Origin of the sequence: Shewanella sp. 10N.286.51.B8 (assembly GCF_041469325.1) — a bacterium.
In the GTDB taxonomy this organism is placed as follows: domain Bacteria; phylum Pseudomonadota; class Gammaproteobacteria; order Enterobacterales; family Shewanellaceae; genus Shewanella.
Genome location: NZ_JBFRKG010000049.1, coordinates 43,655 through 60,985, shown reverse-complemented (window position 1 = coordinate 60,985; position 17,331 = coordinate 43,655). Strand labels below are relative to the sequence as shown.

The window sequence follows — 17,331 nt, the reverse complement described above, 5'->3', positions numbered from 1 at the left end:
TTGCTTTTTAGATGAGTGATTTTATGCAAGACATTAAAACAGAAATACAGCAAATTAGCAGTGAACTACACCGTCATAATATTCTTTATTATGTGGATGATGCGCCGAGTATTCCTGATGCTGAGTATGACCGTTTAATGCAGCGCCTTATCGCGCTTGAAACGGCTCATCCTGAGTTGATTAGCATTGATTCTCCCACCCAAAGAGTTGGCGGCGCGCCACTGGCCAAGTTTGATCAAATTACCCATTTAAAGCCGATGCTCAGTTTAGATAATGCCTTTGAGCAAGCAGACTTTGAAGCCTTTAATAAACGTATTAGTGATAAAGTAGATACGGTCAGTTACTGCTGTGAGCCAAAGCTTGATGGTCTAGCGGTGAGTATTTTATATCGTAATGGCGTATTAGAGCGCGCAGCAACGCGAGGCGATGGCAGCGTAGGTGAAGACATCACAGATAATGTGCGCACCATTAACTCGATTCCGTTAAAGCTTCGGGGTGATGATTTCCCTGAACTGATGGAGGTGCGTGGGGAAGTGATCATGCCTAAAGCAGCATTTGATGCGCTTAATCAGCGTCAACAGGCCAAAGGCGAGAAGACTTTTGTTAACCCACGTAATGCCGCCGCTGGCAGTATTCGTCAATTAGACAGCAAAATCACCGCCACGCGCGCATTAGGCTTTTACGCTTATGCTCTAGGTGTGGTCGAAGGTGAAAGCTCGACAATGGCACAGAGTCACTTTGGCCAGCTTACCCAATTAAGACAATGGGGCTTACCTGTTAGTCAAGAAGTTAAAGTCTGTGACAGCTTACCTGAAGTGTTTGCTTACTATAGCGATATTATGACGCGCCGCAGCAGTTTATCTTATGAAATAGACGGAGTGGTAATTAAAGTAAATGATATTGCCAAACAAACAACCTTAGGCTTTGTCGCTAGAGCGCCGCGCTGGGCCATCGCCTATAAGTTTCCCGCGCAAGAAGAGATGACGCTACTTGAAGAGGTTGATTTTCAAGTCGGCCGCACCGGTGCGGTGACGCCGGTTGCGCGTTTAAAACCGGTGTTTGTTGGCGGGGTTACTGTATCAAATGCCACGCTTCACAATGCTGATGAAATTGCGCGTTTAGGCGTAAAAGTCGGCGATACGGTGATTATTCGCCGCGCGGGTGATGTTATCCCGCAAATTGTTGCCATTGTGGCTGAAAAGCGCCCTGATGATGCTAAAGAGATTACCTTCCCGACAGCATGCCCAGTGTGTGACAGTTTAGTCGAGCGGCTTGAAGGTGAAGCGGTAGCACGTTGCAGTGGTGGCTTATTTTGTGAAGCCCAGCGTAAAGAAGCCATTAAACATTTTGCCTCTCGCAAAGCATTAAACATCGATGGCATGGGCGACAAAGTGGTTGAGCAACTGATTGATAAAGAATTAGTACAAAGCCCTGCTGAGCTGTTTACCCTTACAGCATCGATGATCACCATGCTAGAACGTATGGCAATGAAGTCGGCGACTAAGCTGGTTGCCGCCATTGATGATGCCAAAACCACTACCTTATCAAGATTTATTTATGGCTTAGGTATTCGTGAAGTTGGTGAAGCCACCGCAGCCAATTTAGCCAGCCATTATAAAACCCTTGATGCCATTAAAGCGGCCAGCATTGATGAGTTAATTGAAGTGGATGATGTCGGCGTGATTGTTGCCAAACATATAGCGCATTTTTTTGCTCAGCCCCATAACCTTGAAGTGATTGATAAGTTAGTCGCTGCGGGTGTAAATTGGCCTGCTCTTGAAGCCGTTGATGAGTCAGCCTTAAGCCTTAAAGGCCAAACCTGGGTATTAACAGGTACCTTAACTCAGTTAAATCGCAACGATGCTAAAGCGCAGTTACAAGCGCTGGGGGCAAAAGTGGCCGGCAGTGTTTCTAAAAACACCGACTGTTTAGTCGCGGGGGAGGCTGCAGGTTCTAAGTTAACCAAAGCCCAAGACTTAGGCGTGAAAGTGATTGATGAACAAGGCTTATTAGATTTGCTAAGTCACTAATTATTAATTAACAAACACTAATCACTAACAATTAGTCGCTTTAAATAATCTTAAAAAGTAGCTACTGGCAATTTATTAATAGCATAAGTTAAGGCTTACCTAGCTTCGAACTAAGCAAGTAAGCCTTTACCTAATAAACTGGATACCCTGTGAATTTTAGCAATATCACTTGGCTTGATGACAAGGGCCATATAAAACCGCCGATATTTTTGTATTTAATGCTGATCTTTCTCGCCCGTGGTTGGTGTGTCTTTATTGCATCGTTAACCCAATTTAACGATCGCACTGGGCTCGTGAGACTATTTTATCCTGAAAAAAGCGATTTTTTACTGGCATTAGCGAGCGGGGTTGGTGCGGTAATTATTTATGGATTAGTGATTGCGGAGCGAAAACGCAGCCCACAGGTATTAAGGCCGCTATTTAATCAGATTAAGTACATTCTATGGCTACTACTGATTGTTGATGCTTTATTACTTAGCCAACGCCTGGTTCACGATCATTTTGTTTTCAAAGTCAGCTTTGCACTTGATGCATTATTTATCTTTTGGTCAGCTATTTATTTATTAAAATCAAAACGATTGCAGCATTATTTTAAAGATTGGCAAAATGAAGCCGATTATATGGCAGTAGAAGCTGAACTTGCCATGGCGAAAGAACAACAAGATGCTCAACTTTATGAGCCAGATGAACAGTCACAAGCCGCGCAGCATACTCAAAAGATTGTCGAGTCAGCCAAACATAATCGAGGCGTGTCTAATAAAGTTATTGCAACAGAAATAACCGACTCGATAAAGGTGAATAAGTAAAACATGTTAAGTCATAGTAGCTGACAGAAATAAAAACCAATACCAGCGGCTGCTATGGCGGTTAAAAAGGATCTTATCTTGGCTAAAGTAGTGGCTAAAACTGAGCCTATCAATATACCGTTATCACAACTGGTGGTCGGTATGACGGTAAAACTGCCGTTATCGTGGTTTAATAATCCGTTTTTTCGTAATAAAGTACTGATTAGCTCCCAAGCAGAAATTGAACTGATTAATAGCTTAGGCATTAACTATGTGACTGTGATTGACGGTCAGCATTTATTTGTTGAGCCCGTTATCAGTCAACCTGTGGTTGCTGCGGAAGTAGCCCCCGCGTTTGATATTAACGCCATAATCAAAAAGTCAGTAAATACAAGTCGAGTTCGCTTCAGTAAAGCCTGCAGTAATCTTCGCCCCGCATATAGTAAAGTCATTAGTGATCCGCCGGTATCACATCGAGAAGCTGTGACAGTCGTGGAGTTACTATTAACCCATTTACATGAAACCAAACAGCCACAAATTGGATTAGTTAACTGTGCTGATAAAGAAATAAACATGGCTCAGCATGGGATCTCGGTTGCTGTGTTATCCATTTTAATGGGGCACAGCCTTGAGTTAGCCCCTGCGCAAATGCGAGATCTTGCGTTAGGCTGTGTGTTTCATGATATTGGCAAATTAAAAATACCTGATGCCATACGTCGCAAACGCATTGATTTAACTAGTCACGAGCGAAACTATATAAAGACCCATCCCAATATCGGCTATGAAATGCTAGATAGAAGTGGTTTATTCCCTAAAGCCATGTTGGATATTGTGCTACATCATCATGAGTATATCGATGGTAGTGGTTACCCCAATAAACTCACCAAAAATCACATTCCTTTATTGACCCAAATCGTGATTCTAGCGAATGACTATACGGTATTGTTAGAAAGCACAGGCTCAGCACAATTGGCATTAGGCACCTTATTTAAAAGCCGTGCTGATAAACATGATAAAGCCTTGATTAGCATACTAGTGAAAACGTTAGGCGTTTTTCCTCCGGGCTCCATTGTTAAATTGTCCGATGGTAGTATCGCCAAGGTAATGATGACATCAACCGCATCTAAGCAGCCCCATGTAGTTAGTTGTTCAGCTCATGGTACTCAGGCCAGATTTAGATGCTTAATTGATGAAGGGGTAACGATTGTTGAGACGGTAAAACTAGAAGATTTATCAAAAAAACTAGCTAACTTGCTAGAAGTTCACGCCCCTGTATGTTTTTATGTTTGCCATATTAATGATTAATTTTAGCGTTTTTTAACCCGTGGGATTTTCATGAACTGTATTGCAATTATCGGCTGTGGTTGGTTTGGCCTGCCATTAGCGACAAGATTAGTTAAACAAGGTTATCAGGTTAGCGGCACTAAGCGAACCCAAGCCGGTTGTGAGCAGTTATCCTCACTGGGTATTGATGCTTATAAGCTAGATTTAAGTGAGCAAAATATTGAAGCAACACAGCTTGAAGGCTTACTTGAAGCCGATGCGTTAATCATTAATATTCCGCCGGGCCTGCGCCGAGGTGAAAGTCATTATCTTGAGCATATTCAAACCTTGGTCAACTTGATTGCACCGCGCCAATATCAGCGGGTGATTTTTATCAGTACCACAGGGGTTTATCCTGCTAAAAATCGCATAATGACCGAAGCGGATGCTGCGGCATATGATGATAAAAGTGCAATATTATTGGCTGCGGAGTCGTTAATTGCTGCAATGGATAATGCTTGTATCGTGCGCTTTGCAGGCTTAATTGGCCCTAAGCGCCATCCGGGTAAGTTTTTTGCTGGTAAAACCGATGTTAGCGGCGCAAATGTCGCGGTTAATTTGGTTCATCTTGATGATTGCATTCAGGCAATAGAGGCCATATTGGCGGCGACGAGCTCAGGGAAAAATGTGTCGAGCTATTACAATTTAACTGCGCCGAGTCATCCTACTCGCGTTGAGTTTTACCAAGCAGCGACTGCTGACTTGGGCTTAGCAGCGCCGCAATTTAATCAAACCCAATTAGCCAGTAAAGTAATAAATGGTAATTTGATTTGCCAACAGCTTAATTTCAACTATATTCATCCCGATCCGCTAAAAATGCTAGCAGCTTGTTAATTGATAACTCGTTAGCGGCGAGATGGTTGGTATTAAGCAGTGATCAGGTATAATGCAACCCATATTTATGATTAAAGGCCAAAATTGAATGAGCAGCCAAGTTGCACAATTCGCACTTTTGAGTGGCGATGAGTTTGTTGAGTTATATAAAGTATTAAAAGTACAAGGTTTAGTCGATGGTGGCGGTGCAGCTAAGCATGTCATCTCTGAAGGCTTAGTCACAGTAAACAACGAAGTTGACACACGTAAGCGTAAAAAGTGTGTCGTTGGTGATGTCATTGAATTTAATGGCGATAAAATTCAAATTCTTGCCACAGCATAAGGATACAAGCATGCAATTCCCTGATGATGACAATGGTAAAATGTTAGCCGCAATGGCTGAGTCTGGTATTGACTTAACTGTAGCACTTGATGTTGATTTCTTTTTGATTTTTGATGATCAACGCGATGCAGAATCAGCATTAGAAGCACTCGCAGCAATGGGCTCAAATGGTGAGTTAGAGCTTAACTTTAGCGAAGAAATCGAAAAGTGGGAGCTGATTGTTTGTTTAAACATGGTGCCAACTTATGATGACTTGGTGGCTAAAGAACTTGAGTTAAACACCTTTGCCCAAGAGTTTGACGGCATGACAGATGGATGGGGCGTAATGCAACATCAAGAAGGTGATGACGAGTTTGCTGATGATGAGCATCAATGTGACGACAACTGCTCACACACCCACTAGTTAGCCTGTTAAAATATTGAAAACAAAAACCACCAATTAGGTGGTTTTTTTGTGTCTTTATATTATAGGATGGAGCCATATGCAGTTAAGGGAAGTTAATATCCCGCAGTATTTATGGAGTCGCATTTTAAATGGCAAGACACATTAGCTTTGGTACCCCAGTCAATGATGCCGAACGTTGGGCATTTTCTCTTTTATCTGACGAACTTCCTGAAGATTATCTCCTTTTAACCAATGTAGAAATTCCTACTCAAACTGGCCAAGCAATGGAGGTTGACGCCTTAGTTGTCGGTGAGTTTGGTGTGTATGTGGTTGACGTAAAAGGCTACATTGGTCGCTTAAACGCTGGTTTACATGCTTGGTCACTGGATGGTCGTCATGTGGACAATAGTTTATCAAAAGCCAATTATGTCGCCCGAGTATTAGCGGGTAAATTAAAGAACAAAATTCCTGTGGGCGTTTATGCTCCTTGGTGTCAGGGCATGGTGTTTGTTACAGGGCGTAAAGGCGAAGAAATTCTGGTTGAAAAAGATACCGGTAAACTGAGTATTTATACCCCTGCAAAAATCATCGCCGCGTTAACCAAAGAGTGGGGCTTAACGGCGCCGCATATTCATCCTGTGACCGACACTCAAAAAGAAATGGTATTAGACACCATAGGCCAGGTGGCACTGGTTGAGCAACGTAACAACAAAATTCAAGATTTCATTAAGCTCAAATGTTTATTCCTGCAGCAAGGCTTGGAAGTTTGGCAATCAGAATATAATCCGGGTGGCTGGACCGCGCCATGGCTGTTGAAAATACTGGTGACCAGTGAGTTTGACGACAGTATTGATGCCAATTATCACGAGCAAAAATTGCGTGATGAATTTAAACGGATTCAGTCACTTTCAGGTTGTAGCTGCGTGCCTTTTTGCGCGCCACTTATTCAAGATGGTGAACAGGTGGTCTTGCCCATCAGAATGCCCCGTGGTGTGCCACTGAATATTTTTGATATTGGACAGCAAACCACTTATCAGCTGTTAGAAATTCTGCGCCGCAGTGTCACCGGCTTACAGCAAATCCATCGCCGCGGTTACACCATAGGTGGCTGGGAAGATAATTGTATATTTATCTCAGATGACGCTGACGTTGAATTTATTGATATTAAAGATTCACTTAATACCAGTGAAGATATACAAGCTTATGCCACGGCCTTTTTAGAATTAGCTGAAAAAACCGTACAACCACGTATTTACCAATGGTATCGCGCTGCAGCCAAAGGCAGCACCATTGACCTTGACGCGATTCGTTGTGATTTATCTGCAGTTATCGATTTAGGTGTGTGTGACACTTTACCGCACAAAATCGTTATCGAGCAGGGCGCGGTGGTTGATCATCATTACCGCCTCGATCACTTTATTTCAGCAACGCCTCGCAGCCAGCTATGGCGGGCATTGCATTTACAAGGGAACTTCCCATGCTGCGTCAGTGTTTATCAAGATGTGGATAACCAATGGCACACCCTGAGTAACATGTATCGCAGCCTGGCTAAAATTTATCATCCACATGTTGAGCGTGTGCTGGCATTTGGGCAATTGCCACAGTCGGATGATTTATTCATTGCTAGAGATTGGGTACAAGGGGTCGCGCTAGATGAAGTGGCCACAATACAAGTGGGTCAACCCAGGTTGTGGTTTATTCAACTATTAACAGCACTACAATACTTGCACAGTTTAGATATTCACCATGGGGCCATTTGTCCTAAAAATATCATTTGCCGAGACGGTAAGGCTACCTTAGTAAACTTTGGTATAGGTTCTGATATAGCTGCCAGCCATTACGCTGCGCAATATGCCGATCCGACTATGTGGTCTGTAGAAGGCGATGCTGAAAAAGATTTATATGGCTTGGTCGCAAGTGTTGTCGATGCGATTTCTCCAGAGTCGATTAAACAAGGCAGTGGCGCAGATGCCATGATTAACGCCTTAATGAGCTTTGATAAGCAGTGGCTTGGCGAAGGCTTTTTTGAGGCTTGCTTAAGTATTTTGAAATTTGAATTTCGTATCGTTCCTAACCGCAGTTATGCCGAGCAGTTAGGGCTCGATGAAGTTGAGTATCAAAACTCTGGCTTGTAGTTATCTTGATTTATAGCCCTTCAGGCTTATGTGAAGGATGTTTGCCCCAAAAGCCGGTACAAGCCGTATTGGCTTATATGATTCGAGGATAATGTAAGAGGGATCCCATGATTATTAAACGCATTACTGCTGAACGACTTGATGATGTTTTGCCTCTGTTTAGCCAATATATGCATTTTTACGGGGTTGAGCAAGCCGTGACTGAGTATGCTACCTATTTGCTGGAACGGTTAAATAATCAAGAAGCGTTTATTTTTGGGGCTTACACTGAAGCGGATAAAGCGATTGGTTTCGTGCTTAATTATCAAAGTTTTTCATCCACAGAGCTAGGTAAAGTATTAGTGTTAAATGATCTATTTGTTGAGCCAGACTATCGAAATCAAGGCGCCGCTAATTTACTTATCCGATGCTCTATTGAATTGGCTCGCGGTATTCAAGCCGTAAGGGTTGATTTAAGCACCGCGAAAGTGAATTTTCCTGCTCAATCTGTCTATGAGAAAATTGGCTTTGTAAAAGATAGCCGCTTTTTTTCGTATAGCTTGTCGGTTAAAGATCATCCTTTGCTAAATGAATAGGCACAAGTGATGTGTAGCTTAGCGTGACTTTATAATTTTCTTGTTGGTTACTTTAACTAGAACGGCACTTCTTGGCTGATAAACTCGAAAAATACAGCGCCCCTATAAAGCCCATCAGTTTTTAGGCATGACACCACTAAAGGCCTTTATGAGTAATGATGTGATTAAAAAACGAATATCGATAGCGATGTTGGCCAATATAAAGCCCATTTAAGCGGCCTATTTGAAGGGTGAATCATCGCCAGTATTCTTATACTACACTTGAGTCATGCAAATTAGCTTGTGGTAGGGTCATATCCTTCATATGGGATTTATTCAATTGCTGTAAGTTGATTAAAATAGCTATAACTTACGATATTGAGGTAACACCTGATGAGCTCTTTTAAAAAAACACTACTCGTTTCAACTTTGAGCATCGCCGCGCTGACAGGTATGGCGCATGCAAGTGATCTATCATGCACTGTTGCTGGTGGTGATGATATCACCATGGCTAATATTGATATTTTACGTTCAAATGAACCTGTGGTTAACATTGATGGCTATAAATCGCCGATCTTAAGTAATATTTATCGCATCGATGCAGTTGATGGCCAGGACATCAGCGAAACACCCACTTACCTTTTATACAATCATTACCCGCTAGCTGATCATAAGTTATATGCCAAGGTTCAAGTGCACGGTGAAGAGGCCGTTACTGGTTACTGCATTGTGACGGGTGAAATCTAAGCTCGCGTTATTGCATCGTATAATCGCATAACGACTAATACTCAGTAAGGCGGATGTGCCTTACTGAGTTTTTATTTTACTTTTTTAACGCCCCTATTGAGCATTCCTGCTGCTAAAGGATCTTTTTTGCTAAGCTAGTTTTACTATTAATAGCCCGTCACCCATCACCCATCACCCATCACCCATCACCCATCACCCATCACCCATCACTATTTTATCATTTCTCTAAACGGCATTTAAAACCACTTATGGTTATTACAGATCACGAAACGCTAATTAACTTTGTCTTATTACAAGTTTATCCTGGGCCAGCTAGATCTATGTCACATTATTTAAACGCTAATAAACATTCAGTTTGAGAGTACTAAATGGCGAATTCCGTCAATTTGAAACTTAATAACCACAATACATCTAGTGTTACTATTGTTGCGCGTCACAACAGTGGCTGGTAATGGGATTCATCTCACGCCGCGCAGGCTTGACTATGTAATCAAGCAACCAAAAACAATGCTTTATCTTACCTATTACTCTGTTTACATTGTTGTCATTAAAAAATAAGGGAGAACGCTTTAATGGAAAACTGCCCAACAAAGTCGACGACAACCAAAAACAATAAAACTGACTTCATCATCTTGTTTGGCAACATTGCCTTGTTTGCCTTGCTATATCATTTATTACCCTTTGAACAAGGGGTCAATACCGGTCTATCGCTACTTATTTTTGCAGCTATTCTATGGTTAACCGAAGCGATTCATATCAGTATTACCGCCATTTTAATTCCGATATTAGCGGTGTTTTTGGGGGTGTTTGATACTTCCACCGCCATGAGTAATTTTGCTAACCCGATTATCTTCTTATTCTTTGGTGGTTTTGTGTTGGCGGCGGCGCTAAATCATCAGGGCATTGACCGCTTAATTGCGCAAAAGGTGTTGCTGCTGTCTCAAGGTAAGTTGAGTATTGCTTGTATGTTACTGTTTTTAGTGACCGCAGTGCTGTCGATGTGGATCAGTAATACGGCAACAGCCGCAATGATGCTGCCACTAGCCTTGGGTATTTTGCATCAACTGGATTTTAAACAGTACCGTAAAACCTATTTGTTCGTGCTACTGGGAATCGCGTATTCTGCCAACATTGGTGGAATTGGTACCCTAGTGGGCAGTCCGCCTAATGCCATTGCTGCGGCACAAGTGGGCTTAAGCTTTAGTGATTGGCTCGAGTTTGGTTTAATCACTGTGGCTATTATGTTACCAAGCATGTTAATCGCGCTTTATCTATTTTTAAAACCTGATTTATCGACTGTGTGTGAGATAAAAACAGAAAATGTAAAAATGACCGTTAGTGCAAAATTAACCCTGATTATATTTTTAGCTACAGTTTGTGGTTGGATATTCAGTAAACCATTAGCCCAAGCACTTGGTGGGATCAGTAAGTTTGATACCATTGTTGCTTTAGGTGCGGTAGTTGTGCTTGCCAGCCTTAAATTAGTGGACTGGAAAAAAATCGAATCGACCACGGACTGGGGAGTACTTATCCTGTTCGGCGGTGGCCTCACGTTAAGTGCAGTGTTAAAAGCCACAGGCACCAGTGTGTTTCTAGCCCACTTTGTGACAGATATTTTTGGCGATGCCCACATGGCGCTATTTATGATTGCAGTGATTACCTTTGTGGTGTTATTAACTGAGTTTGCCAGTAACACGGCTAGCGCCGCATTGCTGGTGCCAGTTTTTGCTGCAATTGCTGAGCCCTTAGGTTTATCGCCAGTGATGATTTCAGTGGTGATTGGTATTGCAGCTTCTTGCGCCTTTATGTTGCCTGTCGCCACCCCGCCTAATGCCATTGTCTTTGGCTCAGGTTATATCAAGCAATCTGAAATGATGCGTGCAGGTATGATTATTAACTTCATAAGTATGTTGGTGCTGTTTTTAATCACCAACTTGTTCTGGGGCTTTTAATTGCACTGTTAATCACAGTTAAAAAGCGCAATCACTTTACTCACTAATAAAAAGGTAACTTAGGTTACCTTTTTGCGTTTTTTAGCCGATATCTGTCAACAATTATTAAATGTTCACAGGCTCAGTGTTATTAAAAATAGCGACGTAAACGTTTGGATAAACTAAGGCACAATCTAATGCAGATAGCTTTTGAATTTTGCTATTAAAGCAGGTCTAATAGCGTATTATTTTGATTTATAGACCTATCTAATGTTCGAGTTAACCCTACAAATTGCTGTTATATTATTTTTCGTCGCCATATTGGCGGGTTTTATTGATGCCATTGCCGGTGGTGGCGGTTTACTCACTATTCCTGCATTGATGTGGGCGGGTTTACCGCCAGCTGCGGCTTTAGGTACTAATAAGCTGCAAGCTTGTGGCGGCAGCTTTTTTGCTAGTTTGTACTTTATTCGCAAAGGCATGGTTGACTTAAAACAAGCACGCTTATCCATTGTGTGCGCGTTTATTGGCGCTGCAGTGGGCACCATTATTGTACAAATGATTGATGTCACCGTATTAGAACTGGTATTACCATTTCTTATCCTCGCCATTGGCTGTTATTTTTTGTTTTCTAAAAAAATCTCAGAAGAAGATAAACAACAAGTGCTGACACCTGCCATGTTTGCTTTTACTGCCGCTCTTGGGGTGGGGTTTTATGATGGATTTTTTGGACCCGGAACCGGCAGTTTCTTTGCTTTAGCCTTTGTGTCACTGGCAGGTTACGGACTGGCTAAAGCCACCGCCCATGCCAAAGTGCTTAACTTTGCTACTAATGTGTCATCGTTAATCTTTTTTATGATTGGCGGCCAAGTGGCGGTTTTATTAGGGCTTATTATGTTAGTCGGGCAAGCTATCGGCGCAACTTTTGGCTCACGCTTAGTGATGACCAAAGGGGTAAAAATTATTAAACCGCTGGTGATCACCATGGCATTTTTAATGAGCTTTAAATTATTGTGGGCGCAGTACGGGTAAGTGACTTATATCTCCAGACTAATTAAGCGTTTTATGACAGATTTCAATAACAACACATCGAACAGAAAAGGTTTTCATGCGCATTATTCACACATCTGATTGGCACCTTGGTCAAAACTTTTACGGTAAAAGTCGCGCTGTTGAGCACAAGGCATTTTTGCAGTGGTTGTTAGCACAAATTAGCCAGCATCAGGTTGATGCACTGATTGTCGCTGGCGATATTTTTGATACTGGCACGCCGCCAAGTTATGCCCGCAGTTTGTACAATCAATTTATTGTCGATATTCAAGCAACAAATTGTAAGCTTATCGTTCTTGGTGGTAATCACGACTCTGTTGCTACCTTAGGTGAGTCAAAGCAGTTGCTGGCGTGCTTAAATGCCACGGTTATCCCAGGTGCGCTTGATAACGCAGCTGAGCATGTGTTGTTAGTGGCTGATAGTCATGATCACCCCTGCGCGATTGTATGTGCGCTGCCGTATTTACGCCCTAGAGATATAGTATTAAGTGAGTCGGGTGAGTCCAGTGAAGATAAACAGCGCAAGTTAGCTAATGAAATCGCCGATTTATATCAGCGCTGTTTTGCTCATGCCCAAGCAATTAATAACCAGCAAACTACGCCATTACCCATTATTGCCACAGGGCATTTAACCACAGTGGGTGCCAGCACCAGTGAGTCAGTGCGAGACATTTATATTGGTAGCCTTGATGCATTTAATGCCAACTTGTTTCCTGCAGCGGATTACATTGCACTAGGCCACATTCATCGACCGCAAAAAATCGCCAAAACAGAGCATATTCGCTATAGCGGCTCGCCAATCAGTTTAAGTTTTGATGAACTTAACAGTCAAAAAAGTGTGTATTTGGTTGAGTTTGATAAGGCTAAATTAGCCGAGGTCAGTGCCCTTGAAGTGCCCAAGTTTCAAGCCATGGCAAGTGTAAAAGGCAGCTTGGCCGAAATCGCATCCCAGCTTGAAACCTTAGTTGAGCAAGGCAGCGATCAAGTCACTTGGCTGAGTATCGAAGTGGCCGAGCAAGACTTTTTAACCGACTTACAAAGCCGAATAGCCGAATTGACCGACGCCTTACCTGTAGAAGTACTGCAACTTAAGCGTGCTCGTAGCCAGCGCCAACAGCAAATTCAGCAAATGGATAATGAAACCTTAACTGAATTAAGCGTCACAGAAGTGTTTGAGCGCCGTTTAGCCCAAGAAGACTTTTCAGAACCCGAGCAGCAACAGCGACTTGAACGGGTAAAACAACAGTTTGATATTATCCTTGATGAAATGAATGAGCAGCTTAATGGCACAGCGCAACATGTTGAGGAGGCAAAATAATGAAAATCCTTAGCCTGCGTTTTAAAAATATTAACTCATTAAAAAATGAGTGGAAAATTGATTTTACCCAGTCGCCATTTAAAGAAAACGGCCTGTTTGCCATTATTGGCCCTACAGGCTCGGGTAAAACAACCATTTTAGATGCTATCTGCTTAGCGCTGTATCATCAGACCCCGCGCTTAGGGGTAATTTCAAAAAACACCAATGAGCTCATGACTCGTGGCACCAGCGATTGTCTGGCCGAGGTTGAGTTTGAAGTGAAAGGTAAGGCGTATCGCGCCTTTTGGAGCCAACGACGCTCCCGTGGTCAAGTTGATGGCAATTTACAAGATGCCCAAGTTGAGTTAGCGCAACTTGAAGATGGTAAAATTCTTGCCAGCCAAATTAAGCATAAAACCGAATTAACCGAAGCCATTACCGGATTAGATTTCGCGCGATTTACTAAATCGATGATGTTATCCCAAGGTCATTTTGCCGCCTTTTTAAATGCCAAAGCTAATGAACGGGCTGAGTTACTTGAAGAGCTTACCGGCACAGAAATATACGGGCTTATCTCGGAGCAAGTACATCAAAAATTTAGCCAATCAAAGCAGGAGCTTGCCTTGCTTGAAGCTAAATCAAACAGCGTTGAATTACTAGATGATGACAGTATTAGCCTTAAACAAATAGAGCAAACTCAGTTAATTGAGCAAGCCGATTTATGCCAGCAACAACTGCAGCAACTGCAGCTGCAAGTCACGTGGGCTAAGCAGCTTGAGCAAGCAACTGAGCGACATCTTGCCAGTGAGCAACAATTACAACTAGCGCAGACTGAACTTAAAGCCCAGCAAGCCAGTTTAGCTAAGTTAGCTGCCAGTGAGCCAGCTGAAAGCTTAATTCCGTTATTTGAAGGCATGAGCAAACTTGAAAACAGCCATGCACAGTTGCAAAAGCAGTTACAGCAGCGCAATACTGAGCTTGAACAGGCCAGCGCACAATTAAGTCAAATCGCCACTGAGCAACAGTTGCAGTCTCAGCACTTTAGTTTAGCTAAGCAGCAACATACGGATTTAGTGACGTTAATTGATACTCAGGTGCAGCCACTTGATAATCAAATTGAGCAAGTGAGCTTTAAACATGCTCAGCAGTTACAGTCTCAGCAGCAACAAACCCAGCTGCTAGAGCAATTACAGCAAAAGCAGCAGGCCATCGGCGGACAAATACAAACCGTTACGGCATTACAAGCCCAGCAGCAGCAAGTCATCAACCAATATCCCCAGGGCAAGTTGATCCAAACTCGCCTTGGTGTGTGGCAGCAGCAATATGCTAACTACGCCGAGCAAGTGACTCAGCAAACTAAGTTGACGCAACAAATTGCCCGTTTTCAGCAACAGCAAATTCAGCTCCAACAGCAGCAAAGCACACTGACAGCGCAAGTAACCAGTGAGCAACAGTTACTTGGACAATATCAACTCAGCCGCCAACAAGCCCAGCTGCAATTACAGACCTTGTTAGCCGGTGATGAAGAAGCACTCATTGAGCAGCAATATAATGACATAGTGACTCAGCAGCCAAAGCGCAGTCAGCTTGAACACTTGTCGACCCGTTACAGTGAATTGCAATTAGATCTTAATCAACATCGCCAGCAAAACGCGCAAACCCAACACGATATTGAGTTAAAGCAAGCTGAGTTAACCCAAATACGAGTCTTGTGGACAGATAAAAATCAGCAGTTAAAAGACTTAACAAGCTTGCTAAAACAAGAGCAATATATTGCTGATTTAACCCAGCATCGGGCTAAGTTAGTAGAAGGTGAGCCATGCGCCTTATGTGGCTCGTTGGATCACCCTTTAGTGAGTGAATATCAAGCGGTTGATTTGTCGCAAACAGAGCTGCGCCATCAACAAACTAGCGCGCAATTAGATAAGATTAAAACCCAAGGCGAGCAAGCTAAATTGGCATTGCAAACCTTGCAGTTACAATATGAGTCAGCCTCACAAGCGGTGGCTAAGCTAACGGCGCAGAGTCAGCAATTACAACAGGACTGGCAGCAAACTTGTCAGCAACTTGGAATTGCATTTGCTATTGATGATAGCCAGCTGAGTGATTATGTAGCGCAAATGGCGCAGTTGCAGCAAAACTTATCCCAGCGATTAGCCGATATCAGGCAGGCTAAAACTCACCTGCAACAACAAAACGATCAGTACCAGCAAGCGAATAACGCCGCTGAGCAACAACAGCACCAATTAAGCTTATTAGCCCAAGAGCATACAAGCTGCAACAATGGCTTACAGGACGCTGAGCTGCAGCTTATTGAGGTGAATAAAACCCTTAATAACCTAGTGACTGAATTAAGCGATTCAATTGCGCAAACCGCAGAGTCTATGCCAGATATGGCTGGGTTTAAAGCGTGGTTAAGCGCCCTTGAACAACAAATAATGCAGTGGCAGCAAGCAAGCGATCAGCAACTTGAAGCACAGCAGCAATTACAATTATTGCAGCAGCAACAGCAAACCCAGGCGAGTCAACTAGAAGAGGCGTTGCAGCAATCACAGTCGCGGCAAGCGCAATTAACTGAAGTTGCAGCGGAGTTAGCCAAGTTGACGAGCCAAAGGCAGCAGCTATTTGCCGATAAGCAAACATTAACTGAAAAGCAGGCTAGCCAAGCCATGCTTGAGCAAGCAGAAAGCCAGTTAACAGCGCTACAAAGCCAATTGAATCAATATCAGCAGCAGCAAGATAATGTTAAGGCGCATATTGAAGCCGTTAATAAACAAATTGCAGTGGCATTGACTGAGTTAACCGCGGCAACCGAGCAGTGGCAGCAGCAATTAAGCCAAAGCCCATTTGCTAGCCAAGCGGAATTTGAGCAAGCCATTATTCCTCAGGCTGAGCGTGAGCAGTTAATTAACTTGCAGCAGCAACTTAATGAGCAGCAGTTAAAAGCGCGCACCTTGGTAGAACAAGCCAAGCAGCAATTAACAGCGTTAATGACCCAAGCAGAGCAATTTGGTTATGAGCAGCTAACGACTGAAAAGCAGCAACAAGGCTCAGACAAAGTCTTACTTCAAGGGGCTGATCTAGATTCAGAGCTAAAGTCAGAGCAAGAATCTGCGCAAGGCTATTTAGCACAGGTCAGTTTGCAGCATCAGCAAGTCGAGACCCAGTTAGGTGAGATAAAACAAACCTTATGGCAAGTGAACCATTTACTGGATGACGATAAACAAAAGCGCCTAAGTCAGCAGCAAATGCTGTTAGAGCTTAACCAAGCCAAACAAGCTTATGATGATATCGCCTATTTACACTCACTCATCGGTTCGCAAAAAGGCGATAAATTCAGAAAGTTTGCCCAAGGGCTGACATTAGATCATCTGGTTACTTTGGCTAATCGGCAGCTGGATAGGCTTCAAGGACGCTATTTGCTTGAGCGCAAACAATCAGTAGATCTAGAGCTGCAAGTATTGGATACCTGGCAAGGCGATGCAATTCGAGATACTCGCACCTTATCAGGTGGTGAAAGCTTTTTAGTCAGTTTGGCATTAGCGTTAGCGTTATCGGATTTAGTCAGTCATAAAACCAGTATCGACTCGTTATTTTTGGATGAGGGCTTTGGCACCTTAGACAGTCAAACCTTAGATACCGCCCTTGATGCGCTAGATAACCTTAATGCTTCAGGCAAAATGATTGGTGTGATCAGCCACATTGAAGCGATGAAAGAGCGCATTGGGGTGCAAATTAAAGTGCATAAAATGAATGGACTTGGAGTCAGTAAGTTGCAGAGTGAATATAAAGTTAATAGCGATGTCGAATTGGCTTAAGTTTGTTATCGCTCAGACTCGCGGCTAGGCTAACAACTAAACCGTCACTTGAGGTTAATGCAGCCGCATTAGCCTCATTATTTGCTTTGGGGTAGGGTTATTTTTAGGTCAATAAATTCT

At 42.9% G+C, this 17,331-nt stretch carries 12 protein-coding genes and 1 pseudogene; all 13 read left to right on the top strand.

Going from position 1 to position 17,331, the window contains the following annotated elements; translation table 11 throughout:
- Positions 1 to 23 precede the first annotated feature (23 nt).
- The 13 genes and pseudogenes from ligA to AB4160_RS17115 all read left to right on the top strand — a co-directional run bounded on the left by ligA (position 24) and on the right by AB4160_RS17115 (position 17,211).
- Entirely contained in the window at positions 24 to 2,030 is a 2,007-nt protein-coding gene (gene ligA, locus AB4160_RS17175; protein WP_303445935.1) for an NAD-dependent DNA ligase LigA, read from the top strand.
- Between the two features lie 149 nt (positions 2,031 to 2,179).
- Positions 2,180 to 2,641, top strand: a pseudogene (locus AB4160_RS17170) (DUF2919 domain-containing protein); the annotation flags it as partial.
- 273 nt (positions 2,642 to 2,914) lie between these two features.
- Entirely contained in the window at positions 2,915 to 4,120 is a 1,206-nt protein-coding gene (locus tag AB4160_RS17165) for an HD-GYP domain-containing protein (RefSeq protein ID WP_372005632.1), read from the top strand.
- A 30-nt stretch (positions 4,121 to 4,150) separates the two neighbouring features.
- On the top strand, positions 4,151 to 4,972 hold the full coding sequence (locus AB4160_RS17160) for an SDR family oxidoreductase (RefSeq protein WP_102440417.1): 822 nt from the start codon (positions 4,151 to 4,153) through the stop codon (positions 4,970 to 4,972).
- A gap of 88 nt (positions 4,973 to 5,060) precedes the next feature.
- Positions 5,061 to 5,294, top strand: coding sequence for an RNA-binding S4 domain-containing protein (locus tag AB4160_RS17155; protein ID WP_372005630.1), 234 nt, complete (start codon positions 5,061 to 5,063; stop codon positions 5,292 to 5,294).
- A 10-nt stretch (positions 5,295 to 5,304) separates the two neighbouring features.
- Positions 5,305 to 5,697, top strand: coding sequence for a ribonuclease E inhibitor RraB (locus AB4160_RS17150; protein WP_102440415.1), 393 nt, complete (start codon positions 5,305 to 5,307; stop codon positions 5,695 to 5,697).
- 131 nt (positions 5,698 to 5,828) lie between these two features.
- Positions 5,829 to 7,814 carry an NERD domain-containing protein kinase family protein gene (locus AB4160_RS17145; protein ID WP_102440414.1) on the top strand — a complete coding sequence of 662 codons (1,986 nt, stop codon included), beginning with the start codon at positions 5,829 to 5,831 and terminating at the stop codon, positions 7,812 to 7,814.
- A gap of 107 nt (positions 7,815 to 7,921) precedes the next feature.
- Positions 7,922 to 8,389 carry an N-acetyltransferase gene (locus AB4160_RS17140; protein WP_102532116.1) on the top strand — a complete coding sequence of 156 codons (468 nt, stop codon included), beginning with the start codon at positions 7,922 to 7,924 and terminating at the stop codon, positions 8,387 to 8,389.
- Positions 8,390 to 8,761: 372 nt separating this feature from the next.
- Entirely contained in the window at positions 8,762 to 9,115 is a 354-nt protein-coding gene (locus tag AB4160_RS17135; protein WP_102440412.1) for a hypothetical protein, read from the top strand.
- Positions 9,116 to 9,687: 572 nt separating this feature from the next.
- Complete coding sequence (locus AB4160_RS17130; RefSeq protein WP_102440411.1) at positions 9,688 to 11,067, top strand: DASS family sodium-coupled anion symporter; 1,380 nt, start codon at positions 9,688 to 9,690, stop codon at positions 11,065 to 11,067.
- Between the two features lie 249 nt (positions 11,068 to 11,316).
- Positions 11,317 to 12,078 (top strand): TSUP family transporter, encoded by a 762-nt coding sequence (locus AB4160_RS17125; protein WP_102440410.1) that lies wholly within the window; start codon positions 11,317 to 11,319, stop codon positions 12,076 to 12,078.
- 76 nt (positions 12,079 to 12,154) lie between these two features.
- Positions 12,155 to 13,414 (top strand): exonuclease subunit SbcD, encoded by a 1,260-nt coding sequence (gene sbcD / locus AB4160_RS17120; protein WP_102440409.1) that lies wholly within the window; start codon positions 12,155 to 12,157, stop codon positions 13,412 to 13,414.
- Positions 13,414 to 17,211: an SbcC/MukB-like Walker B domain-containing protein gene (locus tag AB4160_RS17115; RefSeq protein WP_372005628.1), complete on the top strand. Its 3,798-nt coding sequence runs from the start codon at positions 13,414 to 13,416 to the stop codon at positions 17,209 to 17,211. Before sbcD ends, AB4160_RS17115 begins: the two co-directional genes overlap by 1 nt.
- Positions 17,212 to 17,331 lie beyond the last annotated feature (120 nt).

Bases quoted from the DNA above. Each gene is read 5' to 3' on its own strand.
- AB4160_RS17135 (WP_102440412.1), top strand. From the start codon at position 8,762: ATGAGCTCTTTTAAAAAAACACTACTCGTTTCAACTTTGAGCATCGCC.
- ligA (WP_303445935.1), top strand. From the start codon at position 24: ATGCAAGACATTAAAACAGAAATACAGCAAATTAGCAGTGAACTACAC.
- sbcD (WP_102440409.1), top strand. From the start codon at position 12,155: ATGCGCATTATTCACACATCTGATTGGCACCTTGGTCAAAACTTTTAC.
- AB4160_RS17115 (WP_372005628.1), top strand. From the start codon at position 13,414: ATGAAAATCCTTAGCCTGCGTTTTAAAAATATTAACTCATTAAAAAAT.
- AB4160_RS17145 (WP_102440414.1), top strand. From the start codon at position 5,829: ATGGCAAGACACATTAGCTTTGGTACCCCAGTCAATGATGCCGAACGT.
- AB4160_RS17140 (WP_102532116.1), top strand. From the start codon at position 7,922: ATGATTATTAAACGCATTACTGCTGAACGACTTGATGATGTTTTGCCT.
- AB4160_RS17160 (WP_102440417.1), top strand. From the start codon at position 4,151: ATGAACTGTATTGCAATTATCGGCTGTGGTTGGTTTGGCCTGCCATTA.
- AB4160_RS17150 (WP_102440415.1), top strand. From the start codon at position 5,305: ATGCAATTCCCTGATGATGACAATGGTAAAATGTTAGCCGCAATGGCT.
- AB4160_RS17155 (WP_372005630.1), top strand. From the start codon at position 5,061: ATGAGCAGCCAAGTTGCACAATTCGCACTTTTGAGTGGCGATGAGTTT.
- AB4160_RS17125 (WP_102440410.1), top strand. From the start codon at position 11,317: ATGTTCGAGTTAACCCTACAAATTGCTGTTATATTATTTTTCGTCGCC.
- AB4160_RS17130 (WP_102440411.1), top strand. From the start codon at position 9,688: ATGGAAAACTGCCCAACAAAGTCGACGACAACCAAAAACAATAAAACT.